Below are 22,440 nucleotides of genomic sequence, written 5' to 3' on the forward strand. Positions count from 1 at the left end.
CCATGTCTCTCGAACTCAGCCGCCGCATCTCCGCCCGCTTTGCCCGCACCACCCCCGTGGTACTGCAAACCGAAGCCGCCGAATGCGGGCTGGCCTGCATGGCCATGATCGCCGCGCGCTACGGTCACCGGCTCGATATGCCCGCCATGCGCCGGCGCTTTTCCGCTTCGATGAAGGGCGTCACCATGCGCGACCTCATCGGCATCGGCGCCGATCTGAAACTCGCCACCCGCGCGCTGCGGCTCGAACTCGACGACCTCTCCAAGCTTCGGCTCCCTTGTGTGCTGCATTGGGAGCACAATCATTTCGTCGTCCTCACGGCGGTCGGCTCGCGTTCGATCACCATTCACGATCCCGGCTTCGGGCGCCGGCAGGTCCCGCTCGCCGAAGTCTCGGCGAAATTCACCGGTATCGCGCTCGAAGCCTGGCCCACCGACCAGTTCGAAAAGCGAAACGAAAAGGTAGCGATCAGGATCGGCGATCTGGTGCGCCGCACCGCCGGCATAGGACGCGCGGCGATCCAGATCCTCGCCATTTCCCTTCTGCTCGAACTGGCCGTCATCGCCGCGCCCATCGGCTTCCAGCTCATCCTCGATGAAGTGGTCGTCGCCGCCGATCAGGACCTGCTGACCATCATCGCCCTGGCGCTGGCCATCCTTCTGGCGTTGCAGGTGGTGGCAGGTTTTGCCCGAACCTGGATGACCATGATCATCGGTTCGAGCCTCGCCCTGCAATGGAAAGTGAGCCTGTTCGATCATCTCATGCGTCTGCCGCTGCGCTATTTCGAGCGCCGGCACGTGGGCGATGTCGTCTCGCGCTTCGGCTCGCTCGACGCAGTGCAGCGCACCCTCACCAACGAGGCGGTGCGCGCATTGCTCGATGGCGTCATGTCGATCGCGCTCGTCGTCATGATGTGGCTCTATGGCGGCTGGCTGATCTGGGTGGCCCTCGCCAGCGTCGCCCTCTATGCCCTCATGCGGATGTTGACCTACAGCCCCTATCGCGCGCTGTCCGAGGAAGCCATCAGCCAGACGGCGCAGGAAAATTCCCATTTCATGGAATCGGTGCGCGGCATTGGCAGCCTCAAAGTCCTGAACCTCGAAACGCGCCGGCGCGAAGGCTGGATCAACCATCTTGTCGAGCGCGTGAACGCCGAATTGCGAGTGCAGAAATTCGATGCCTGGTTCCAGGCGGCAAGCGCGGCCCTGTTCGGCATCGATCGTCTGCTGATCATCTATTTCGGCGTAAGCGCGGTGATCTATGGCGATCTGTCGGTGGGCATGTTCGTCGCCTTCCTCGCCTACAAGGATCAGTTCGCCAGCCGCATCAACGGCTTCATCGACGTGCTGCTCGAATTCCGGATGCTTTCGCTGCACGGCGAACGCATCGCCGATATCGCGCTCTCCGAACCCGAGGAAGCCGACGAACGCCTCATCGCACGGCCAGCCATCTCGGGTCTGACCTACAAGCCCGCATCCCTCGACATCCGCGAACTGGGTTTCCGCTACGCCGATAACGAACCTCTCGTGCTCGACAATCTCTCCTTCCGGGTCGAAGCCGGCGAGTGCGTCGGCATTGCCGGCCCCTCTGGCACCGGCAAATCGACGCTCCTCAAGCTCATCGCCGGCCTCGCCACCCCAACCTCCGGCCAGGTTCTGATCGATGGGAAATCCCTCGACGCCATGGGGTTGGTCAACTACCGCCACCGGATCGGCTGCGTGTTGCAGGACGACCGGCTTTTCGCCGGCTCGATCCACGAAAACATCGCCGGCTTCGATCCTTCCATGGAACCGGACTGGATCGCCGAATGTGCGCGAATGGCCGCCGTGCACGACGAAATCATGGCCATGCCCATGGGATATGAAACGCTGGTTGGAGATATGGGGAGCACGCTCTCGGGTGGACAGCGCCAGCGCATCGTCCTCGCCCGCGCCATCTGCCGCCGTCCGGGCGTCTTGCTTCTGGACGAAGCGACCAGCCACCTCGACCCGGACAATGAACGCCGCATCAACGAGGCGGTCAAAGCCCTGCCCATGACGCGGCTGGTCATCGCCCACAGGCAATCGACCCTGGACGCCACCGACCGGGTGCTGTTTCTTACTCCCGATTCCCAGACCGAAGCGGCGTGATGGAAGAAAAATCCCCTCGCCGCCCAAAGTCTTCCGGCCGTCTCGCGTCTTATCCATGAATGTACCAATATGACCCGCGAACGAGGAGGATCAGGATGAAGTCCGTCGCCGGCTGGAATGCCATAACGCTTGCAGCGCTCGCCCTCACATTCCCCTCCGCCGTTCCCGCCCGGGACACCGGGTTTGCCGTGCAAGCCAACGCATGGTGCCGCGAGGTCATCGACGCACGCGATTATCGGACGTTCGAGGCGGCGGAAAACGAAGCATTGGACGTGCTGATCGCTCAGATACGGGGCGGTGAACCGCCCAGCGCCGCCTCAGCCGAGCGCTTGATGACCCTGTTCGAGGCCGTCAATACCGACATCGCCGAAGCGCTCGACGGCATCTCGGCACTTGCCCCCGATCAGGGCGAGCAGGCGGACGCCCTCGCCACGGTCACCGAGTACGCACAAGCCGAAATGGAGGTCCGCCGGATACGTCTCGGCTTCCTCGGCGATCTGGATAGCTGGCAATGGCCGCCGATCGACGGCCTGGGCGTCACCTATCCCGATAGCGACACCTATGTCGCGGCCCTCGATACGCTCGGATTTCGCAACCGCGATTGTCATCACGTCTTTTCATCGCTCGGCAATCCGCCCGACCATGCTTCCTTCATTTCGGCGGTCGCACCCATCTGCTCGTCCATTGTAGATCGGCGTCTGACCAACGGCTTTCATCAATGGCGCGATGTGAGCATCGACGCCTTCATGGCCGCCACCCAGGGCCGACCTGTCGATCCCGAAGCCATACCCGCGCTGCGCGCGCTCGCCCAGGACTGGATCTCGGCCGCCGACGCCCTCGCCGAAATCGACGCCGCTCGCTCCCCCGACCCGCAGCTTTGGGAACAGGCGCTCACCGACATGACCCAGCGCGCCAAAACCCTCTACTGGCGGGCCGATATCATTGAAACCGGAGACGTTTCGGCCATACCCGGCTCTTCTCGTTGGCCGTCGGGATCTCCTCAATTCGAGGACCTCGCACTGGGCGAGACCAGTTGCATGGCTCTGCGCGAGCACTTCTAGAACCGGCAAACCGGCGCCCTGCGCCAATCCCCGCAACCAACCGAGGTGCGAAATTCTGCTCAGGATGAGGCCTTCCTTGACAATTCTTCCCGTCCTATCACGCTGCCTGAAACTCGATATATGCCACCTTAGGGAGATTTATATTTGTGGCGGGCGACTGATCGGCCCCATGGATGATTGGGACGCCAAGGCGTTGAGCGAGGCGATGAACGTAGCTTTGAGCGGAGAGCAGAGAGCGCCGGCACGGCACGCCCCAATGCGAGGAACATGAGGGATGGGCATGAAACGGTTGGTGGTGATTGTGCTCACGGCGGCGACGCTGCTGCTTGCGGCATTTCCCGGTCGTGCGGACGTAGCGGGCGAGGCCGTCAAAAACGCAGTGGAGCTTTATGATGGCACGATAGAGGTCGAAATCTTTCTCCCCGACAGGGATCGCCGCGTGCATTTCGATTGGGGAGACGCGACGGCCAGCTTCGCACCGCAAGACGACGGGCAAATGGCGGTCGCGGTCAATGGGAGCATCGAAGACGAAAACGATGTGGGTTTTCACCTGCTTTTGGAGCCTTGGGGCGATAGCGGCTGGCAGGGCGTGACCGACGAATGGACCTTCGCGATCTCATCGGCAGGGAAAATTTCCGGACATGGACAAAGTATCGGGCAGCAGGTCAGCATTGCCGGGACCCGTACGCCCGATGACATCGCTCTCGAATTGATTGTGACCATCACCGACGACGCTATCGAAGCGGGATTGTCGCCGGGGACGCGGTTTGTTTTTGAATACACTCTGCGCCGGCAAGGCGCGTCTGACGACGGAACGGCCGAGTGCGCCCGCATTGGGTGGAGGATGCAGGTGACGCCCAATTTGTGGGGCGGCGCGATGGACATGATGTCGGTGCCTTACTGCATCGAGGAGGAATAAGAATGCTCGGCCCCCGCAAAGTCGGGTGCGGGGGTTCCGGCGGTCGACAGGCATGTCGCTGTCCTTGGGCCTTGTTCAGGGGCTTTGAGGGATCCGATCTCGCCAAATTGGCCGATTTTTTTGCGGGCGGAAAAGTCCCGCACACCTTTGACGCCGGAACGCGACCCACGCCGCAAAACTCAAAGGATGCTGAGCGACCATGCCATCGTGCCCGAAAAGATGATGAAGCATAGCCAGATGAGACCATGGAACAGGTTCGCGATACGCCATTTGCGCCAGACGCAAATTGTCACAATGATGGCGAGGATGGCATAGGCAGCGAAATACAAGATCAGAGCCCATAGACCGATATTGGCAGCGGTGGCCTTTTGGGTCCCGCTGAAAGCGGAAAGACCCATGATCCACATCAAGCCAATGGCGGGAGCTGCCAGCGCTGCCAGCAGTGGCGGGAAGACGACGAAAGCCTGCACCAATCTTTTCATGGGTTCAGAGCGACATAGCCGTCGCGCAGGACGGTGATCATGTCGATTTGCTGGTTGATGTCGTCCACCAGTTCCCCCATGGCGTAGTTGGTACGTCGTGGCGAACAGTCATCGGCAACGGGCGCTGGCCGACGCAGGTCGACGGCCCGTTCGTTAATCTCGTCCTGCTGGGCTTTCGGGAGGACCGAGAACAAGGAGACCAGAGCGTCGTAATCGATACGATGCCGGCCCTCATGGCAGACATCGGCGTAATCGATATGCTGGTGCGCGTCATCGAGCGTGAACACGGACCGGTTCATGAAATCGCGGACGAGCTCGTCGCTATTGCCTCGCTCCACGATACTGCCCACGATATTGCGGTTCTCATCGCTGAGTCCGCCATAGGCAAGCGGAGGAAGGTCGGAGTCGGGAGTGAGCCAGCTCTGTGGACGAACGATGTCCAATGAGGCGACCAGTTGCAAAGCACACAGCAATCCCGCAATGATCGCCACAATTTTGCGGGCCTTATCGCTGGGAGCGGATGGCCGCAGGACGGTAAATACCAACCACAGCCCCACAACCGCCAGCACCACGCCCAAAAGATTGAACTGGTCATCCCTGACGGTGGCGCCGTTGAGGGTAACAGTCTGGGAACTGCCCAGAAAAATGAAATAAGGCAGTACTGCGAGCAGTATTGCGATCAGCGGCGTCTTGAATCGTGAAAACAAACTTGCCTCCCCTTAATAATCAATTTGCGATCAGCATTCGCCGATAATGCGTGCAATATCCAGCCCGTCCTCAACAGGACGCGCCTCAACGATGAGGCAATGGTTTTCGGAATAGGCGTCGGCGACCCTGGCAGCGATCGTGGGGTCGGCGCTGATGACTTGGGGCTGGGTCTGGTCGTGCCGCGGAATGGGAAAGCCGCGCTCACCTGTTTCGGGCGAAATGGGAAATATCCCTCGCCACGGGCAAGGGGCCATGTAACACATCACGCCCGTCCGTCCGATGCCCCAGAGGGTGTAGCCGTCCTCAGCACTCAGCTGAAGGGAATTGGCCGATATGGCTGGCGTGGTAAGGCTTGAGAGGGTTACCAGGCAAAAGAGCAGTTTAATCGCATTTGGCATCTCGAGGTCTCCGTATCGCTTCTTGCTGTAAGACGATGGATGTCCTCGAAGTCTTGGTCGACGCGGACCGATTTTCGTGCGGTGTGGCCACGCCAATCGATCCGAAGGATATTCGAGGGCCTTTCGATCCGTCACGCTGAACGCGGCATGGCAATGCTGCATGGTTCATTGCACCGGTCGGGCAAGGCCAGCGAATTCGTCGACCGGAACGGAAATGCCGTTCTCTTAGTCAGTGATATCGATGATCCCACGGGTTGCCTGCGCGAAAAAGGCGAAAGCCCACCGGTTCATCATCGGGCTGGGATAGATGTCATCGTGTCCCAAGCGCCGAGCGAGGTAATTTATATTCCCGTAAGAATACGCGAGTTGGCAAAACTCTCAGCCCGCAAGATATGATTGATGACGATCGACCGCATTCGGTGAACATTGTTTCGCGACGCAGCCTCGGCCGCGTCGGGTTGGTTCTCGCGCAAGGCTCCGATGAGGGGACGAAAATCGATAGGGGCTTGTGAATAATGGCGACGGGCTACCACCACGCGGTCGAGCCGCTCGGTGATCTGTTGGGTTATCGAGCGACAGGCCGCCCCGTCAAAGGCACGCGGCATAGCCATCAGATACGGCGTTTCGATGCGCCAGGCATCGGCACAATTGCGGATCAGCTCCGGGCTGACCTGAGAACGCACATCCCCGCGCTCCCCAACGAAAACAGGCCTTTCCCCACACTTTAAAGGAGCGCACGGTGAAAAGACGGCCGTCAGCCAGAAGTGTCGAGAGCAACGCCCGCCCCGCCCCCGTGCGTCAGTTCCCCCAATGCATCGACAGCATCGACCTCGGATCCGTTGATGACCGTGTCGGCACCGAATTCCTTGGCTCGCGGCAGCCGTTCGCTCGACGGATCAAGAGCAGCCTAGCGCTCACTAGTCTCCACCGGAAATAATTACCTTCTTGCCGCTCCATACGAACTTCACATCAGAACCCATAGCCTCGCTGATGGATCGAATATAATCGATCACCTCCTCACCCCTGGGTGTGCCCTGCTCGACCACTTCGGGCTGTTCTTCGGTGTTGATCCAGCATGGGATAAACCCGGCCGATGTTATGCCCTGCTTGGTCACGTCGAGGCTGACGATCATGGTGTTGCGGGCGTCGGCGCTGTAGCGGAAGTTGCTGTGGGGATCGCGGTCGTCGGGAGGAGGTTCGCGCCACGCCTTACGGAAGGAGTGGCGGTCGTGCATGTTGATTCCCGTGCCTTGGGCGATGGTCGCATTGTTGGGATCGGCGTAGACAATCACGAAGTGATTGATGCCGTGATAGATCGGCTTGCCTTTGTAAAATTCGATGCCCCTCAGGATGTGGGCGTGATGGCCGACGATCGCATCGGCACCCTCATCGATGGCGGCCCGCGACACGATCCGCTCGTATTCGGCGATTTTAGCAGGGATGCGCAGCATTCCCTTGTGCAACACCACAATGACGATATCGACCGATTTGCGCAGGTCCCGAATGTCCTGCCGCATCTGTTCGAGGTGGTCGGGATGAGGGAAGGAGAATTCGGCCGGCCGGCTGCCGGGGCTCGAATATTCGAGTTCGTAATGGGTCATGATCTGGATATATGCCGAACCGGCCTTGAGCGGCGTCGCCCAGGATTCGCGCGGCCCCACGCAGTTATAGGCGAGCACTCCGATCCGGACGTCGCCGCGCGTGACGATGGCAGGCTTCCTCGCATCGAGCAGATTCAGCCCCGCTCCGGCGGTCTCGATCCCCCGGCTCTTCAGCCCAGCCAACGTATCCTCGACCCCATTGGGTCCCTGATCGAAGATATGGTTGCTGGCCACCGTGGCCAGCGCGATCCCGGCCCGCTTTACCGCATCGAGATGTTCGGGCCTGGCGGCCGGCGCCGGCATTTCGATGGCGCATACCTGCCCGCGGTCGGTGTGCGGCCACTCCACCTGCCCGATGGCCAGGTCGGCCTCGTTTAGCGTGTCCCTCACTTTGTCGAAATAGAAGTCCGCCTCGGGAGCGCCCAACAGGAGGTCTCCCACGATCATGACGTTGGTCTGTTGTTCGGTCACGCTTGCTGTTCCTCAATATTCGGATTCGATGGTTGCGGGCGGCGCCGGGACAGATCCCGGCGCCGCCCAGTCATGCGCAGGAGGTCACTCGCCCCATACAAATCCGGTATTGGTCTTGAAGGTCTCCCAGATAGTCCTGTCGTTCATGATGTACTGCTGAGACCCTTCGACTGTGGATGTGGTCACATCGAAGCCGCGTACGCTGAGGTAGTCGGTGGTTTTTTCCATTTCATTGACGGCGTTAAAGGCCGCATTGAGCGCCTCAAGCACTTCGGGCGGCGTCCCGTTGGGCGCGATCATCATGTAATAGGTGTAGGGATCGAGCGCGGAAAGCTCGGGATTGCCGAGTTCGGAAAGCGAGGGAACATCGGGCAATAGAACCGAGCGGCGCGATCCGGTAATGGCCAGCGCCTTGACGTTGCCCCCTTCGATGGAGGGCAAGGACGCTTCGATTGGGCCGATGCCGATGTGGACCTCGCCCTGGATAAGGGCGGTGTTGATCTGTCCCGCCCCTTCATAGGGGATATGGGCGATATCAACATCGACAATCGATTTCAACAATTCCATCTGCAAGTGGCTCGACGAGCCGACACCGGACGATCCGTAGTTGAGGCTGCCTGGATTTTGTCTCGCGTGTTCGATGAAGTCGGGCAGAGTGTTCTGCTCGATCGACGTCGTCGCCGTGAAGACTCCCGGGGCCGTCGCGACGAGGGAAAATGGAACGAAATCCGTCAACGGATCATAAGGCAAATCGTCCCGCAGCACCGGTCCGGACGACAGAGCGCTTGCCGCCGCCAACATGATCGTGTGGCCATCGGGTCGGGCATTCATCAACTGGCTTATCGCCACATATTGCGATGCGCCGGGGCTATTGATGACGATGACCGGCGTGCCCAGCGCTTCCGTCAATTCAGCGCCGTAGTAACGGGCGAGCAGATCGGAGCTGCTTCCGGCAGCAAATCCGATGATCAACTCGATCGGCCTGGCGGAAAAATCCTGAGCCGAAGCCTGAGAGGCCACCGCCAATGAGGTCACGGCCAAGGCGTACGTAAGCACACGTCTTCTCGAAATCATTAGTCTCTCCTCCCTTTTGCCCGTTTCGGGCGTTGGCGGCAGATCGACTTCTCGAGCGGGGTCTGCAACTGCCGCAGCAGCATCGTAGCGCATGGCAACTAAAAATGAAACTCATTTCATTGAGTGATCCAACCATTTACCTAGGCTGCGAGCCAAGACGTGTCAAAGCCCCCACGGAGGGGGCCGGGGCTGGTCAAGGGTTTAAATGGAAAGGCCGTTGGCCCAGGCGCGCGCCCGGGCCTAAAAGAGCTGCTTGCCGCCGCTACATGCGATCGGTACGACCGCCGTCCACGAACAATGTCTGGCCCGTCACGTAACTGGAGTCGTCCGAAGCAAAAAACAGGATAGAGCCGCACAGCTCTTCAAGCGTGCCCAGGCGCCCAAGCACCACGGTCCGCTTGCGATGCTCGAGGTGCTCCTGCACTTCCTCGGGACTACGGGTCGTCGATGAAATTCCGGTCAGGAACGTTCCGGGGGCGACACAATTGGCGGTCACGTCATAAGGACCGAGTTCGCGCGCGAGCGTCTTGGTCAGCATGATGACGCCCGCCTTGGCGGCGGCATAAGCGGCGCTGCCGCCTGGCGAACCGCCGGTTCCGTGTGGGGCCGCTCCGGTTCCCAAGGCCGACGAAATGTTGACGATACGGCCGTAACGCCTGTCCTTCATGTACGCCGCAGCCGCTTGAGCACAGAAAAACACGCCCTTGAGGTCGACATTGAGAACCGGGTCCCAATCCTCGCCAGTCATGGACGGAAACGGACGGTAGCGGGAAATGCCGGCATTGTTGATAAGGATGTCGAGCTGGCCGTGGGCCTCCACGATCTTGGCGACGACCTCCTGGACCTGATCGCGATTGGAGACGTCCATGACCCGGCCGACCGCGTGACCACCCGCGGTCTGGATCTCATCTACGGTCGCGCCAATTCGATCTTCGTTCAGATCGGCGATCACCACCAGGGCACCTTCCCGGGCGAACCGCTCCGCCGCGGCCTTGCCAATTCCCGATGCCGCCCCTGTAACCAGCGCCACCCTATCCGTTAAACGCATGTAATCCTCCTCAAAATTCGCGCGATGAGCCCCGGAGCCCAGCCAACGCCCTGACCGCCCCCGAATGCGAGGCAGACGCTGGCGGGGAGGATAAGCGATACAGTCCTGATGTAAAGAGAAAGTTTCGACTATCAGAACTTTGATCATTCATCGAAACCATCGCTCCGAATTGCAAAATCGTGCCAATGAATGAAATGTGTTCCATTTTCTATATATCGTGTTATCGTGGCTACGCGGGGAGAATTGCCGCAAGCTGTTGCTGCCTATGCAACAGCCAATTTCGAAAGGGAGAGGAAAGAATGACAAAGAAGCCACTGCTACTGCTGGCCGCGCTGGTCACGGGCCTCGCTGCGACCCCGACGGCCGCAACGGCGCAGAGCTATCCGGAACGCCCCATTGACCTTGTGCTGGGCTTTGCCGCCGGCAGCGCCACGGACACGATTGCGCGCTATTATGCGATGCAGCTGGAAAGCGAGCTTGGACAGCCCGTGGTGGTGAAAAACGCTCCCGGAGCCTCGCAATACGTGGCGATCAGCCAGCTTACGAGTGCGCGGCCCGACGGTTACACACTGATGGTCGCGACGGCCAGCGCTCTTTCGCAGGGTCCCGGTGTCCGCGACGACCTTCCCTATGACCCCTTGACCGATTTCCAGCCCGTGGCGCTGCTCGCCACCACGCCGGGCATCTTCGTTACGACGCCCGGCCTGTCGGTCAACACGATGGAAGAGTTCATCAGCTACGCCGAGGAACATCCCAACGAGCTAAACTACGGCTCTTCGGGCCTGGGCTCGGCCAGCAATTTGCAGATCGAACTTTTGAAGTCACGTGTCGGGATCGATATGGTCCATATCCCCTACGAGGGATCGACGCAGATCATGACAGCTATCATCCAGGGCGAGGCACAGTTCGGCGTCGGCCCAATCGATGGCGCCCTGCCCTCGATCCAGGGTGGACAAGTGCGCGGCCTGGCCATCAGCGGCGACACACGCTCGCCGTTGCTGCCGGACGTTCCCACTCTCTCGGAACTGGGAGGCTACGATCTGGACGCTCTCGATCCCTATACCTATTACGTGATCGTGGCCCCCAACGGCACGCCCCAGGAGATCGTCGACCAGGTCAATGAAGCCCTGAACAGGATTTCGTCCTCCGACGCGGCACAGGAATATTTGGGCAGCAAGGGCTTTATTCCCGAAACCCGGACGGCGGCCGAAGCGCTGGACTTCATGCGGAACGACACCCAAACCTGGATCGACTTCCGCGAGGCCACGGGCTTTACCTTCGCGAACTAAGAGAGCGATAAATGACGAGCGGCGGGGCGAGACATCGCCCCGTTTTTTCGTGCGGCCGACTTAGCGATGTAGTGCGAAGGAAGCCATGCCGCCATCGACGCGTATGGTTTCGCCGGTCACAAATCCGGCCTGCGTGGAGGCGACAAAACACACGACGCCTGCCAGCTCGGCATGCGTGCCCAGCCGTCCAAGCGCCGTCATCCCCAAACGGCGGGTCGCCTCCTGGGGCGTGTAGGCTGTCTTTCCCTGACGATGGGATGAATCGATAAGCGCCGGCGCGATGCAGTTGACGGTGATGCCGTCGGCGCCGACTTCGCTCGATAAATGCCGCATGAACGCCTCGACGCCCGACCGGAACACTGTCGAAAGAGCGTGGTGAGGCATGGGCAGCGACACCGACGCGGAGGTGATCGCTACGACCCTGCCCCAACCGTTGCGGGCCATCAGCGGGCAGGCCATTTGGCTGACCTGAACGACACCGGCCAGCAGCGTTTCGTAGGATTGGTCCCAGCGGGCCTTTTCGTCTTCGCCTAACGCGGAGCGCAAGGGGGCGGGCGGACGCCCGGTGTTGAGAACCACCACATCGAGCCGGCCGAAAGTGGCGTCGATATCCTGGAACAAGCCAATGACATCGACCCGTTCGGTCATATTACCGGCCACCGCCAGCACCCGCACGCCGGTCTCGGCACGCAAGCTGTCTGCGAGCGCGGCAAGCTTGTCAGCGGAACGCGCGAACAGAACGATGTCTGACCCTTCGTCTGCAAGCGCCCTGGCGACGCTAAGGCCGATGCCGCCGCTCGAGGCGGTCACCAGAGACACCCTTCCGGCCAGACCCAAATCCATTAACCTTCCCCCGTACGTCTGCGAAAGCGACGTCGCTTACGCCGTGACTATAACTTCATCGCCTTCCACGCTGAAGGCATGTGGCAAGTCGACGGAGGCCCATTCGATGTAGTCGAGCACTTCCTTGAACAGCGGTTCGCTGGCCTGGAGCGCCCTGGGACGGTACTGGCCATCGATATGAATCGGCAGGAACGACACGCGCTCGATGCCCGTGGCGCCGAACGTCGCCTTGGCCAGCAAGGCATATTTGGTATCTGTGCCATAAGGCATGAAGGGATAATCGGGATCGAGGTCCATGTGGTTGCGGATCGCGCCGTGAGCCCAGGCCGGCTCGCGCCAGCCATCAGCGGCGTTGGGCTTGGTCATGGCGAACACGCCGAGGCTGTAAAATATGGCCTTGCCGTTATAGACCTCGATGCCCTTGGGGATATGGGGGGCGTGGCAGACGATCATGTCGGCACCGGCGTCGATCAGCGCATGCGTCACGGCAATCTGATAATCGGCAATGACACGCGGAAGCCGGATCACGCCGGAATGATAGGCCACGACCAGATGATCGACCTCGGCGCGCACCTTGCGCACCGTTTCGAGCAGCCGATCCAGACCCTGCTGCTCGGGCGCGGTGCGGATGCGGACCGGGGCGTGGGCGCCACGGTGCTCGTAGATAACGTCTACCTTCACGTTGAAGACGCCGGGCTTTCCGTCGCCAGCGTCCGCCTTGCCGACCGATGTGCACCCAAGATAGCCGATGCGCATGCCATCCTTTTCCAGAATGACCGGACGGGACGCATCCAGAAAATCCCGTCCGGCACCGGTCACCTGAATGCCGCGCGAACGAAACAAATCGACCGTATCGACCATGGCTTCGGGACCACTATCATAGGCGTGGTTATTGGCCATGGTCACGCCGTCAAAACCGGCGTTGGTATAGAGATCGGCCATGCCGATGGGCTGCGCCACCTGCGGTGAATCGGTATCGTCCGTGGTCTTGGGCGAATAGGTGCGCATGCAATTGACGAGGCGAAAATCGGCCTGCCGCAGCGTGGGAACGATCAGTTCGGTATAGCTTTCGACCGGGAAACCGTCATTGGGGCCATGAGCCGGGCCGCAATCCCCACCAATCAATACAGTCGCAGCCATCGGCGCCTCCATAAGATGAATATTCGAAATGGAAATGGTCGGGCGGCACCCGTTGGGTGCCGCCGATGTCAGGAAAGAGCTTCAACCGGACGGCTGCGCCTGGACTTGATGAACGAGGTCAGAGTCCAAATCAAAATCACTGAGGTGACCAGCAGGATGCCGAGGCTGATCGGGCGCTCGATGAAGGTCGCGAGATCGCCGCGCGAGAGCAGCATCGCCCGCCGGAAATTCTGCTCGAGCAGGGGTCCCAGAACGAGGCCCAGGAGCAGCGGGGCAGGCTCGAAGCGCAGCAGATACATTCCGTATCCCATCAGGCCAACCAGGGCCACGAGCAGCACGTCCATCTCGTTGTTATGAACGCTGTACACACCGAAAAGGATAAACACGAGGATGGCCGGGAACAGCACAGCGGGCGGAATCCGCAGCATGGAGACCCAGATACCGATCATGGGGATGTTGAGGATCACCAGCAGGATATTGCCGATGAGGAAGCTCATCACCAGTCCCCAGAAAATCGCCGGCTCCTGGGTCATCATCATCGGGCCGGGCTGGATGCCGTGAATGATCAGTGCCCCCATCATGACGGCCATGGTGGCGCTGCCCGGAACACCCAAAGTCAGGGTGGGAATAAAGGCTGACTGGGCCGCGGCGTTGTTGGAGGCTTCCGGCGAGGCAATGCCCTCGATCGCCCCCTTGCCGAAGCGAGAAGGGTCCTTGGAGACACGCTTTTCGACGGCATAGGAGAGATAAGAAGCCAGGGTGGGCCCGACGCCTGGAAGCGCACCCAGGACGACGCCGATCGCCGAGCCGCGCGCCATCGGCATGCCGCTGCGCCGCACGTCGTCCTTGGTGGGGATCATTGATCTGAGCGTGATCTTGTCATTGGGTGTGGCGTGCTCGGAGGAAGAAATATGCTTCATCACTTCTGTGACGCCGAATACACCCACCGCGATCACCACAAGGCTGATCCCGTCGTAGAGGAAGATATGGCCAAAATCGAAACGGGCAATGCCTGTATTGGTGTCGATGCCGACCGTGGACAAAAGCAGGCCGAAGACCACCATGGAAAGCCCCTTGAGCGGCGACCCCACCGTGACGGCAGAGGAAGCGACCAGACCGAAGACCATGAGCGCGCAATATTCGGCGGCGCCAAAGCTCAGGGCGACCGAAACGATGATCGGGGCGCACAGGATGAGCGCTATAAGGCTCACCAGCCCTCCAACCAACGAACCCGCGGCGGTGGTAAAGAGGGCAACGCCAGCACGGCCCTGCTGCGTCATCGGATAACCATCGAGGCACGTAACCGCGTTGGCTGTGGAGCCTGGCATATTGAGCAGGATCGACGCCGTCGAGCCCCCGTATTCGGACCCATAATACACCCCGGCGAGCATCACGATCGCGGATGTAGGGTCGATATGGTAGGTGATCGGCAGCAGCATCGAGATTGCCGCCAGCGGGCCGATGCCCGGCAGGACGCCGATAAAGGTGCCCAGGAACACGCCTAGTAGGCAGTAGAGCAGAACGGTCGGCTGAAGACTGGTGGCCAGACCGAGAACAAGATTATCGAGGATTTCCATGTGAGGTCGCCTTAGATTTCGTTCACCGGCCGCATCAATAGAGGCGGGGCCAGACGGGGATATTCATTCCCAGAAGCCGCACGAAGAGCACATAGGTGAAGGCGGCGACGACAAGAGCGAGAACCACTCTCCAGAGCCAGTTGAGCTTGACCGCCAAGCCGGCGATGAGAATGGACAACATGACCGCGAGCACGACGCCGACATAATCGAGCACGAGCGCGAAGGCGACGATGCTGGCCGTGACGATAGCTGGGTCCCTCAGCTTCACCTCGATAGCGTCGCCGGCCCGCAAGAAGGCAGGGATCAGGATCGCCACCCCCAGAATCACGAAGCATACAGAAAGGATGAGCGGAAACATGCCCGCTCCCATATTTTGCAGCGTGCCCAGGCTGTAGTTGGTACTGTTGAACGCGAAAAATGCGCCCGTCAGAATCACCGCGATTCCGCCGATTATGTCGCGCAAATCATATCTATCCATGTTTCCTCCCTCGCGGCGGGGCCGCAGTCATCAGGCAATTTTGCCTGAAGGCACTCATGATTTCTGCCAAGCCCACCGTCCGATCCCGCTAGCGAGATTTTTCCGAGGACGACTGGCTTTCCCGAACCCATGCCGACGGATCGAACCCTCCAAGCTCAACCCGGTAAACTGCACAATTCGGTAACACTATCAGTTCCGATAATCAATACCGGTTCCATTTTTATGAGAAGCGCTGTTAGGATTGAAGTGTGCTTGGTCGGTTGAAAAGATTTGGATGCAGCACGCTGGCCATGACCGAAACCACGAAAAACCGAGCGCAAACGCTGGCATAGCCGATCACAACATCGTATCTCTAGTCGAGGAGGATATCGAAAGTGCCGGACATTTAAGCCCTATACGGCGGCTCACGCGCCGCCGGATTGCAAAGCCGATCATTGATTCTACCCCTACGCTCGCGGGGAAATAACGAAAGATACTACGCCTTGCGCAACGACATGATGAGATCCGTTCAACGAATTCTGGCTATTTTCGAAAGCTTCAGCGCCGACCGCCCAAGCCTTACCCTACAGGAAATCGCCAACCGAATAGACCTGCCGAAATCCACCACGTTTCGGATCGTGCACAGTCTCGAAAAAGCCGGCTACATCGTGAAGCTGGAAAATCTCAGTTACTGCCTCTCGTTCCGTTTTGTGCGTCTAGCGGGACTGGTGATGAGCACTATGGGCATCCGCGACATCGCAGGACCGGTGCTGACCGAACTGGCTGAATCAACGGGCGAAACCTGTTCCATCCACATGATTGTGGGCAAGGAACGCGTTTGCCTCGACTCGGTCACAGCCTCGTCTCCCCTGCGCAGCGTAGTTCAACCGGGTGAACATGTGCCACTTAATGCCGGCTCGGCGACCAAGGTGCTGATCGCCAACATGCCCGAAACCCAGGCTCAGCCGCTGGTCGAGGAAGTCGCCAAAACCAGCGGGCGCACCGCAAAGCTAATCAACGAGGAACTGGCCCGCATCCGGGAAGTGGGCTACGCGACGTCGCATGGTGAGCGTCTTCCGGGCGTCTCTGCGATCTCTGCTCCCATCTACGACATCAAGGACGAAGTTCATTATTGCCTGTCGGTGGGCGGACCCAGCTTCCGCGTACAGGCAAAGGAAGCCGAACTGATCGGCAAGGCCGTCGCTGCCGCGGGCGCCATTTCCTTCCAGTTGGGCGGCGAAATGAACCTGCTCCAGACGACAGACGCAAGCGAAGACGATCTGGGCTAAAGACGTGAGCGCTTATGGCCATGCGCCGTGGCGTCCCTCGACCTCTCCATTCCGGAAGAGTTCGGCCAGGAAATCGATAAAAGCACGACTCTTGCGGGTAATGCCCCTGGCGTGGGGATAGACAGCGTAGACCCCGGTGTCCATTTCGGTCGGACTGACTTCATATTCGTGAAGGACACGTTCCAGCGTGCCATCGGCGAGCGCCGCCCGTACCGTATATTCCTGCAAGACCGCCAGCCCCATGCCTCCCGTTACCGATGAGAGCAGAACCAAGCTTGAATTGGTGCGCAAATTTCCGCTCACCGTGACGTCGATCTGCTCGTCGTCCCGAGTAAAGCGCCAGAAGTCTTCGTAGATTGAACCCTGGTACAGAAGGCAGTTGTGATCAGCCAGATCCTGTGGGTTGTTAGGCACGCCATGCTTGGCCAAATACGCGGGAGTCGCGCAGACTACACGTCTGCTCGGGGTCAGCCGGCGGGCGACCGTGCGAGAATCCTCAAGGTGTCCAAGCCAGACGGCCACATCAATTTTGTTGGCAACCAGATCGAGCCGCTCGTCGCTGAGCATGATCTCGATGACCAGCCCCGGATGGTCTTCCAGGAACTTTGGAATGGCCGGCAGGATTATCCGGCTGGGGGAAACGCGGAGACAGACCCGCAGCAGACCCTTTACAGTCGTCTGGAAGGACGAAGCTTCCTGCTTGGCCGAGCGAAGTTCGGCCACCAGGAACCGCGCTCGCTCATAAAAGTTTTCGCCGGCTTCGGTGAGCGAATTGCTTCGCGTCGTCCGGTTGAGGAGCCTGACGCCAAGGTCGTCTTCCAGCGCCTTGACCTGCCGGGCTACGGAGCTGACTGTAGTGTCCTTGCGCCGGGCGGCGGCGGAAAAGCTGCCGCATTCGATAACGTCGATGAAGGTCTTGATATTGGCCAGCTCATCCATCAGGAACACGCTCCTTCATTGCGCCAAATGCCATAATACAGGGCTCAACGCGGAATTCTTTGCATATTCACTCGATATACGGCAAGGACTTTGGCGTTCTGCGCAACAATAAAGACCTTTGTTCGATTGAAGCCGCGATCACCTCCCCTTAGTATGAAAGGCGAAGCTACGCCTTGTGCGACCTTGAGCGAGGATGGGAGGAAAAATGCTAAAGCCGCTGGACGTTCTGAATCTCTATCCCGCGCACCAGAACACTCTGTGGTCGCTGTTTGAAAGCCGCGTTTCAGTCGATCCAAGCCGGCCACTGCTGCGATTTGGTGACCGGCACTATTCCTGGGTCGGTTTCGCAGAAGAAGTCGAGCGGGTAGAGGCGCTATTGCACATGCGAGGCGTCGGCCAGGGCGACCGTGTCGCCATTGTTGCGGCCAACAGCGATGCCCATGTGGTACTCCTTTTTGCGCTCGCCCGGCTGGGCGCCGCCATGGTTCCTTTAAATCCAAGTTTCGGCGTTTCCGAGTTGACCTACATTCTCGGCCATGCCGCGGTAAGCGGCGTGGTCGTCGCCGAAGTAAATCTGGAGACGGTTGGCGCCGCGCTGAAGGCCGCTGGCCTCGAGCCTTGGCTGCTGCAAACGGACGGATCGCCCGATCCCGCCATGGCGTTCGATGCCGAGGCGAAGGCAGATACCCGGCAGGAGCCTGCAGGAACGCCCGACGACACCTGCCTCATCATCTATACGTCCGGGACGACCGGATTGCCCAAAGGGGTGATGCACTCCCAACGCACCTATGTGACTTGCGCCGAAGTGTCGTCGGGCCGCACCGGCTTGCAACCCGACGACAAGGTCCTGACCATTCTGCCGTTCTTCCACGTAAACGCGCTTTTTTATTCCATAGGATCAATCTTTGCCGCCGGCGCGAGCGGCACGATTCTGCCGCGCTTTTCGGCAAGCACATTCTGGGACAGCGTGGTCGAAACGCAGTCCACCCAAGTCAACATCATCGAAGCGGTCGGCAACATCCTTCAGAAGCGCCCGCGCTCCGAATTCCGGTCGGATCACAAATTGCGGGTGGTCTATGGCGTTCGCGAGGCCTTTACGCGCACGTTCCGAGAAGAGTTCGAGGTGCCCCAACTGGTCACGGGGTTCGGCATGACCGAGTGTCCTGGCGTGGTCTGCAATCCCTTGGACGGCCCCAAAAAGCCCGGCAGCATCGGCGTTCCGGCAACCCATCCCGACGCGTCCCGTCCGTGGACGCAGGCGCGGGTGGTCGATGACGATGGCAACGACCTGCCCAGCGGCGAAGTCGGCGAGCTCTGGCTCAAGACCCCTACCCTCATGCAGGGCTATTTCAAGGACCCCGAGCACACCGCCGCCGCATTCCGGGACGGCTGGTTCACCACCGGCGATCTGGTGCGCCGGGACCATGACGGCTTTTTCTATTTCGTCTCGCGCAAGAAGGACATCATCCGCCGGCGCGGCGAAAACATCTCCGGGGCGGAGCTCGACCGGGTTATCGGCGAACATCCAGCGGTCTATGAAGCGGCTGCCATCGCCGTTCCCGCCGAACTGGGCGAGGACGAAATCCTGGTCGCCATCGTGCGCAAGGCAGGCGCGACGGTGGAAGCTGAAGAGATCGCCGATTGGTGCCGCCAGCGGCTGGCCGCGATGAAGGTGCCGCGCTTCATCGCGTTTGTCCCCGAATTGCCCTATACGCCGACCCACAAGGTTTCCAAGGCGGCATTGCGGACCGATCAATCGCTTCGCAATCGCGCAACGGACCTCGAAAAGGTCCACTGAATCCGGGGACACGACTGCCTTCGAAATGAGAACCCCCCAAGCGCTACAGCCCTTCAGGCATTCGATCTTTCGATCCGTATGGCTGGCGAACCTGGCGTCGAATTTCGGTGGCCTGATCCAGACTGTCGGTGCGGGCTGGATGATGGCGGTCATTGCCGGAACGGCGGACATGGTGACGCTGGTGCAGGCGGCGGCCACCCTGCCCATCATGCTGTTCTCGCTGCTTTCGGGCGCGATCGCCGACAATTTCAACCGGCGGACGGTGATGCTGCTCGCCCAGTTGTTCATGTTCGCGGTGTCCGCGCTGCTGGCCGTCGCCACCTATGGGGGCCTCATGACGCCCTGGCTGCTGCTGGCCTTCACGTTCCTGATCGGCTGCGGGCTGGCGCTGAACAATCCGTCCTGGCAGGCCTCGCTGGCCGAGATGGTTCCCAAATCCGACCTGCCGGCGGCCATCGCCCTCAACGGGCTGGGGTTCAACATCACGCGCGGCGTCGGCCCGGCGGTGGGGGGCGCGATCGTGGCCGGCTTTGGCGCGGCCATGGCGTTCATGGTCAACGCGCTGAGCTACATCCCGCTGTTTTTCGTGCTTTGGCGCTGGAAGGCGCCGGAGCGGGCCACGGCGCTGCCGCGCGAGGCCCTGCTGCCGGCGATGACCGCCGGGCTCCGCTACGTGGCCATGTCGCCCAATATCCAGGCGATATTGCTGCGCTCATTCGTCTTCGGCTTCTCGGTGATTTCGGTGCTGGCGCTGCTGCCGATCGTCGCCCGGGACATGCTCGATGGCGATGCGCTGCTCTATGGAATGCTCTTCGCCGCGTTCGGCATCGGGGCCGTGTGCGGCGCGCTGGTCAGCGGCCATCTGCGCGCCCGATATTCGACCGAATGGGCGGCCCGGCTCGCCTTCCTGGGCTTTGCGGCCTGCGCGCTCATGCTGGCACTCGTCCCCTGGGCGTGGCTGATGTTTCTGGCGCTGGTGGTGGGCGGCGCCTGCTGGGTCATTGCGCTTTCCATGTTCAATATCAGCGTCCAGCTGTCGACGCCGCGCTGGGTGGTGGGGCGGGCGCTGTCGCTTTACCAGACCGCCGTGTTCGGCGGGCAGGCCCTCGGCGCCTGGACGTGGGGGGTGACCGCCGAGGCGCTTGGCCCCGAATACGCGCTGGCCATCGCCGCCGCGTCCATGCTGGCCGGCGCCGCCATCGGGGTGGGACGGCTGGCGCTGCCGGCCCTGTCCTCGGCAGATCTCGACCCGAGCAACCGCTGGACCGAGCCCAAGCCGGCATGGGCGCTCACCCCGCGCAGCGGCCCCGTGATCATCAAGATCGACTATGTGGTTTCGGCCGGAAACGTACCGGCCTTCCTGGAGTTGATGGTGGAGCGGCGGCGCATAAAACGGCGCGATGGCGCGCGGCACTGGATGCTCGTACACGATATCGAAAACGCCACGGTGTGGACCGAGAGCTATGCCTTTCCGACCTGGCTCGACTATGTCCGCTACAGCAAGCGCATGACGCAGGCCGACACCGGCCTCACCGACCAGATCAGACGCCTGCATACCGGCGATGAACCGCCCCGGATCAGGCGCGTTCTCCAAGAGACCCTCAGGCGCCCCGACGCGCACACCGCCAATCTGGGGGTGACCGATCTGCCATGACTTAGGGGATGGGCGTAAAGAACGGCACCTTTTGGGGCGAGGCGCCCGAAGCGGGCAGGAAAACGACCTTGACCTTCTGGCCGATGGCCGTTTGTTCGGGATCGTCCGCGACGATATTGGTCAGCAGCCGCAGCCCTTCGTCGAGCTCGACATAGGCCACGACATAGGGTGGGTCCGCGCGGCGGAACACCGTGCACGAATAGATGACCCCCAGCCCCTCGCTGGCCACCCATTCGATGTCGGAGGACAGGCAGAAGGGGCAGGTTCCGCGCGGATACCAGTGAACCCGGCCGCATTGGTTGCACTTGGGCAGGACGAACCGGTCGCGCGCGGCGGCCTCCCAGAAGGGCAGCGTCTCCGGATCGGGCGACGGGCCGGGAACGATGCGATTGCCGGTCATGGCTAGAGCCGCTCCAGAACTAGGGTGGCGCTGGCGTGGCGGGTGGCAAGGTGACCGCCGGTGCCGTGGACGCAGGCCAGGTCGCAATCGGGGACCTGCACGGGGCCATTGGCTTCGCCGCGCAGCTGACGGACCGCTTCGACCATTCTGGTGATCCCTCCCCGATTTGCCGGATGGTTGTTGCACAGGCCACCGCCATCGGTATTAACAGGGAGTCGGCCGACATTGGCGATCAGATTGCCATCGGCGACGAAGGCCCCGCCCCGGCCCTTTTCGCAAAAGCCCAGATCTTCGAGCTGGACCACCACGGTTATGGTGAAGCTGTCGTAGATCGAGGCATATTTGATGTCGGCAGGCGTGACGCCGGCAGCGGTGAACGCGTCGTGGCCCGACTGACGGGCGCCTGAATAGGTAAGGTCGATGGCGCCGGACTCCTGATGGCCCAATGCCATGCCCGCGCCACGGATGGCGATTTTTGGCCGGTTGAGTTTGGCCGCGATCTCGGGCCGGGCCAGCACGATCGCCCCGCCGCCATCAGTGATAAGGCAGCAATCGAGGCGATGGAGTGGATCGGAAACCAGAGGTGAAGCCAGGACGTCCTCGACCGTCACCACATTGCGCAGCACGGCATGGGGATTGTGCTGGGCATGATGGGATGCCGCGACCTTGACCCAGGCAAGCTGTTCGCTGGTGGTGCCGAATTCGTGGAAATGGCGCGCCGCCACCAAGGCATAATTGGCGACGTTGGGCACGGCACAGGGCAGTTCCCAGGGCAGGTCCGGGGCCGTATCGTCCTTGACGATCTTTTTGGTGCCGGTGCGGATGCCGGCGGCCTTGGGCCGGCCGGCCTGAGTGATGAGGGCGACATTGCACTTGCCCATGGCAATGGCGGCGGCGGCCTGCGCTACCTGGGCGATGAGCGAGCACCCGCCGACATCGAGCGAGTCGAAATATCGCAGGTTGAGGTTGAGGTGATTGGCCATGGACAATACGCCCCCTGGCGCATCGCCCGAGCAGAAATAGCCATCGACATCCTCACGGGTCAGCCCGGCATCGCGCAGCGCGCCGGCGGCTGCCTCGGCGTGCAGTTGCGCTACCGATTTATCGGGCGCGGATCGGATGGGATGTTCGTATGCACCGACAATAAGACCGGCTTGGGCCAT

At 60.9% G+C, this 22,440-nt stretch carries 21 protein-coding genes and 1 pseudogene; 7 read left to right on the forward strand and 15 right to left on the reverse strand.

Annotated features, from left to right (window positions below; all coding sequences use genetic code 11):
- Nucleotides 1-2 precede the first annotated feature (2 nt).
- From V4T21_RS08950 to V4T21_RS08960, 3 genes are all read left to right on the forward strand, one after another.
- Nucleotides 3-2,129, forward strand: a complete 2,127-nt coding sequence (locus tag V4T21_RS08950; RefSeq protein ID WP_332715637.1) for a peptidase domain-containing ABC transporter — start codon at nucleotides 3-5, stop codon at nucleotides 2,127-2,129.
- Nucleotides 2,130-2,224: 95 nt separating this feature from the next.
- Nucleotides 2,225-3,190 (forward strand): hypothetical protein, encoded by a 966-nt coding sequence (locus V4T21_RS08955; RefSeq protein ID WP_332715639.1) that lies wholly within the window; start codon nucleotides 2,225-2,227, stop codon nucleotides 3,188-3,190.
- A 280-nt stretch (nucleotides 3,191-3,470) separates the two neighbouring features.
- Entirely contained in the window at nucleotides 3,471-4,109 is a 639-nt protein-coding gene (locus tag V4T21_RS08960; protein ID WP_332715641.1) for a hypothetical protein, read from the forward strand.
- A 179-nt stretch (nucleotides 4,110-4,288) separates the two neighbouring features.
- Here the strand turns inward: V4T21_RS08960 and V4T21_RS08965 are convergent, their stop codons facing one another.
- The 8 genes and pseudogenes from V4T21_RS08965 to V4T21_RS08995 all read right to left on the reverse strand — a co-directional run bounded on the left by V4T21_RS08965 (nucleotide 4,289) and on the right by V4T21_RS08995 (nucleotide 9,891).
- Entirely contained in the window at nucleotides 4,289-4,579 is a 291-nt protein-coding gene (locus tag V4T21_RS08965) for a hypothetical protein (protein WP_332715643.1), read from the reverse strand.
- Between the two features lie 8 nt (nucleotides 4,580-4,587).
- Nucleotides 4,588-5,298 carry a hypothetical protein gene (locus V4T21_RS08970; RefSeq protein ID WP_332715645.1) on the reverse strand — a complete coding sequence of 237 codons (711 nt, stop codon included), beginning with the start codon at nucleotides 5,296-5,298 and terminating at the stop codon, nucleotides 4,588-4,590.
- A 30-nt stretch (nucleotides 5,299-5,328) separates the two neighbouring features.
- A complete protein-coding gene (locus V4T21_RS08975) occupies nucleotides 5,329-5,697 on the reverse strand; it encodes a hypothetical protein (RefSeq protein WP_332715647.1) in 369 nt (122 codons plus the stop codon).
- A 341-nt stretch (nucleotides 5,698-6,038) separates the two neighbouring features.
- On the reverse strand, nucleotides 6,039-6,380 hold the full coding sequence (locus tag V4T21_RS08980; RefSeq protein WP_332715648.1) for a hypothetical protein: 342 nt from the start codon (nucleotides 6,378-6,380) through the stop codon (nucleotides 6,039-6,041).
- 71 nt (nucleotides 6,381-6,451) lie between these two features.
- A pseudogene (locus V4T21_RS19180) lies at nucleotides 6,452-6,589 on the reverse strand (zinc-binding dehydrogenase); the annotation flags it as partial.
- Nucleotides 6,590-6,614: 25 nt separating this feature from the next.
- The gene (locus V4T21_RS08985; protein WP_332715650.1) at nucleotides 6,615-7,769 is read right to left on the reverse strand and encodes a CapA family protein; all 1,155 of its coding nucleotides are present in this window, start codon (nucleotides 7,767-7,769) and stop codon (nucleotides 6,615-6,617) included.
- A gap of 84 nt (nucleotides 7,770-7,853) precedes the next feature.
- On the reverse strand, nucleotides 7,854-8,936 hold the full coding sequence (locus V4T21_RS08990; RefSeq protein ID WP_332715653.1) for a Bug family tripartite tricarboxylate transporter substrate binding protein: 1,083 nt from the start codon (nucleotides 8,934-8,936) through the stop codon (nucleotides 7,854-7,856).
- Nucleotides 8,937-9,105: 169 nt separating this feature from the next.
- Complete coding sequence (locus tag V4T21_RS08995) at nucleotides 9,106-9,891, reverse strand: SDR family NAD(P)-dependent oxidoreductase (protein WP_332715655.1); 786 nt, start codon at nucleotides 9,889-9,891, stop codon at nucleotides 9,106-9,108.
- A gap of 299 nt (nucleotides 9,892-10,190) precedes the next feature.
- Between V4T21_RS08995 and V4T21_RS09000 the strand changes: the two genes are divergently transcribed.
- Nucleotides 10,191-11,180, forward strand: a complete 990-nt coding sequence (locus V4T21_RS09000) for a Bug family tripartite tricarboxylate transporter substrate binding protein (protein WP_332715658.1) — start codon at nucleotides 10,191-10,193, stop codon at nucleotides 11,178-11,180.
- 60 nt (nucleotides 11,181-11,240) lie between these two features.
- On the opposite strand, the gene V4T21_RS09005 is transcribed toward V4T21_RS09000, so the two are convergent.
- The 4 genes from V4T21_RS09005 to V4T21_RS09020 form a co-directional block, all read right to left on the reverse strand.
- Nucleotides 11,241-12,023, reverse strand: a complete 783-nt coding sequence (locus V4T21_RS09005) for an SDR family NAD(P)-dependent oxidoreductase (protein ID WP_332715661.1) — start codon at nucleotides 12,021-12,023, stop codon at nucleotides 11,241-11,243.
- A gap of 36 nt (nucleotides 12,024-12,059) precedes the next feature.
- Nucleotides 12,060-13,163, reverse strand: a complete 1,104-nt coding sequence (locus tag V4T21_RS09010) for a CapA family protein (RefSeq protein WP_332715664.1) — start codon at nucleotides 13,161-13,163, stop codon at nucleotides 12,060-12,062.
- Between the two features lie 68 nt (nucleotides 13,164-13,231).
- Entirely contained in the window at nucleotides 13,232-14,740 is a 1,509-nt protein-coding gene (locus V4T21_RS09015) for a tripartite tricarboxylate transporter permease (RefSeq protein ID WP_332715666.1), read from the reverse strand.
- Nucleotides 14,741-14,774: 34 nt separating this feature from the next.
- Nucleotides 14,775-15,218 carry a tripartite tricarboxylate transporter TctB family protein gene (locus tag V4T21_RS09020; RefSeq protein WP_332715668.1) on the reverse strand — a complete coding sequence of 148 codons (444 nt, stop codon included), beginning with the start codon at nucleotides 15,216-15,218 and terminating at the stop codon, nucleotides 14,775-14,777.
- Nucleotides 15,219-15,700: 482 nt separating this feature from the next.
- Between V4T21_RS09020 and V4T21_RS09025 the strand changes: the two genes are divergently transcribed.
- Nucleotides 15,701-16,486: an IclR family transcriptional regulator gene (locus V4T21_RS09025; protein ID WP_332715671.1), complete on the forward strand. Its 786-nt coding sequence runs from the start codon at nucleotides 15,701-15,703 to the stop codon at nucleotides 16,484-16,486.
- A gap of 12 nt (nucleotides 16,487-16,498) precedes the next feature.
- Here the strand turns inward: V4T21_RS09025 and V4T21_RS09030 are convergent, their stop codons facing one another.
- On the reverse strand, nucleotides 16,499-17,425 hold the full coding sequence (locus V4T21_RS09030) for a LysR family transcriptional regulator (RefSeq protein WP_332715673.1): 927 nt from the start codon (nucleotides 17,423-17,425) through the stop codon (nucleotides 16,499-16,501).
- A 205-nt stretch (nucleotides 17,426-17,630) separates the two neighbouring features.
- Between V4T21_RS09030 and V4T21_RS09035 the strand changes: the two genes are divergently transcribed.
- Together V4T21_RS09035 and V4T21_RS09040 are read left to right on the forward strand one after the other, a co-directional pair.
- A complete protein-coding gene (locus V4T21_RS09035; protein ID WP_332715675.1) occupies nucleotides 17,631-19,223 on the forward strand; it encodes an AMP-binding protein in 1,593 nt (530 codons plus the stop codon).
- Between the two features lie 25 nt (nucleotides 19,224-19,248).
- Nucleotides 19,249-20,877, forward strand: a complete 1,629-nt coding sequence (locus tag V4T21_RS09040) for an MFS transporter (protein ID WP_332715678.1) — start codon at nucleotides 19,249-19,251, stop codon at nucleotides 20,875-20,877.
- Nucleotide 20,878: 1 nt separating this feature from the next.
- Here V4T21_RS09040 and V4T21_RS09045 read toward each other — a convergent pair whose 3' ends face one another.
- Nucleotides 20,879-21,277 (reverse strand): Zn-ribbon domain-containing OB-fold protein, encoded by a 399-nt coding sequence (locus V4T21_RS09045; RefSeq protein ID WP_332715680.1) that lies wholly within the window; start codon nucleotides 21,275-21,277, stop codon nucleotides 20,879-20,881.
- A 2-nt stretch (nucleotides 21,278-21,279) separates the two neighbouring features.
- Complete coding sequence (locus V4T21_RS09050; protein ID WP_440589643.1) at nucleotides 21,280-22,440, reverse strand: thiolase family protein; 1,161 nt, start codon at nucleotides 22,438-22,440, stop codon at nucleotides 21,280-21,282.

Source organism: Pelagibacterium mangrovi, assembly GCF_036662815.1.
Lineage (GTDB): Bacteria > Pseudomonadota > Alphaproteobacteria > Rhizobiales > Devosiaceae > Pelagibacterium > Pelagibacterium mangrovi.

What these genes read in the sequence shown, in the direction of transcription:
- V4T21_RS08950 (WP_332715637.1), top strand. Translation starts at nt 3, where the DNA reads ATGTCTCTCGAACTCAGCCGCCGCATCTCCGCCCGCTTTGCCCGCACC.
- V4T21_RS08955 (WP_332715639.1), top strand. Translation starts at nt 2,225, where the DNA reads ATGAAGTCCGTCGCCGGCTGGAATGCCATAACGCTTGCAGCGCTCGCC.
- V4T21_RS08960 (WP_332715641.1), top strand. Translation starts at nt 3,471, where the DNA reads ATGAAACGGTTGGTGGTGATTGTGCTCACGGCGGCGACGCTGCTGCTT.
- V4T21_RS08975 (WP_332715647.1), bottom strand. Translation starts at nt 5,697, where the DNA reads ATGCCAAATGCGATTAAACTGCTCTTTTGCCTGGTAACCCTCTCAAGC.
- V4T21_RS08990 (WP_332715653.1), bottom strand. Translation starts at nt 8,936, where the DNA reads ATGCGCTACGATGCTGCTGCGGCAGTTGCAGACCCCGCTCGAGAAGTC.
- V4T21_RS08995 (WP_332715655.1), bottom strand. Translation starts at nt 9,891, where the DNA reads ATGCGTTTAACGGATAGGGTGGCGCTGGTTACAGGGGCGGCATCGGGA.
- V4T21_RS09000 (WP_332715658.1), top strand. Translation starts at nt 10,191, where the DNA reads ATGACAAAGAAGCCACTGCTACTGCTGGCCGCGCTGGTCACGGGCCTC.
- V4T21_RS09005 (WP_332715661.1), bottom strand. Translation starts at nt 12,023, where the DNA reads ATGGATTTGGGTCTGGCCGGAAGGGTGTCTCTGGTGACCGCCTCGAGC.
- V4T21_RS09010 (WP_332715664.1), bottom strand. Translation starts at nt 13,163, where the DNA reads ATGGCTGCGACTGTATTGATTGGTGGGGATTGCGGCCCGGCTCATGGC.
- V4T21_RS09015 (WP_332715666.1), bottom strand. Translation starts at nt 14,740, where the DNA reads ATGGAAATCCTCGATAATCTTGTTCTCGGTCTGGCCACCAGTCTTCAG.
- V4T21_RS09020 (WP_332715668.1), bottom strand. Translation starts at nt 15,218, where the DNA reads ATGGATAGATATGATTTGCGCGACATAATCGGCGGAATCGCGGTGATT.
- V4T21_RS09030 (WP_332715673.1), bottom strand. Translation starts at nt 17,425, where the DNA reads ATGGATGAGCTGGCCAATATCAAGACCTTCATCGACGTTATCGAATGC.
- V4T21_RS09035 (WP_332715675.1), top strand. Translation starts at nt 17,631, where the DNA reads ATGCTAAAGCCGCTGGACGTTCTGAATCTCTATCCCGCGCACCAGAAC.
- V4T21_RS09040 (WP_332715678.1), top strand. Translation starts at nt 19,249, where the DNA reads ATGAGAACCCCCCAAGCGCTACAGCCCTTCAGGCATTCGATCTTTCGA.
- V4T21_RS09045 (WP_332715680.1), bottom strand. Translation starts at nt 21,277, where the DNA reads ATGACCGGCAATCGCATCGTTCCCGGCCCGTCGCCCGATCCGGAGACG.
- V4T21_RS09050 (WP_440589643.1), bottom strand. Translation starts at nt 22,440, where the DNA reads ATGGCCCAAGCCGGTCTTATTGTCGGTGCATACGAACATCCCATCCGA.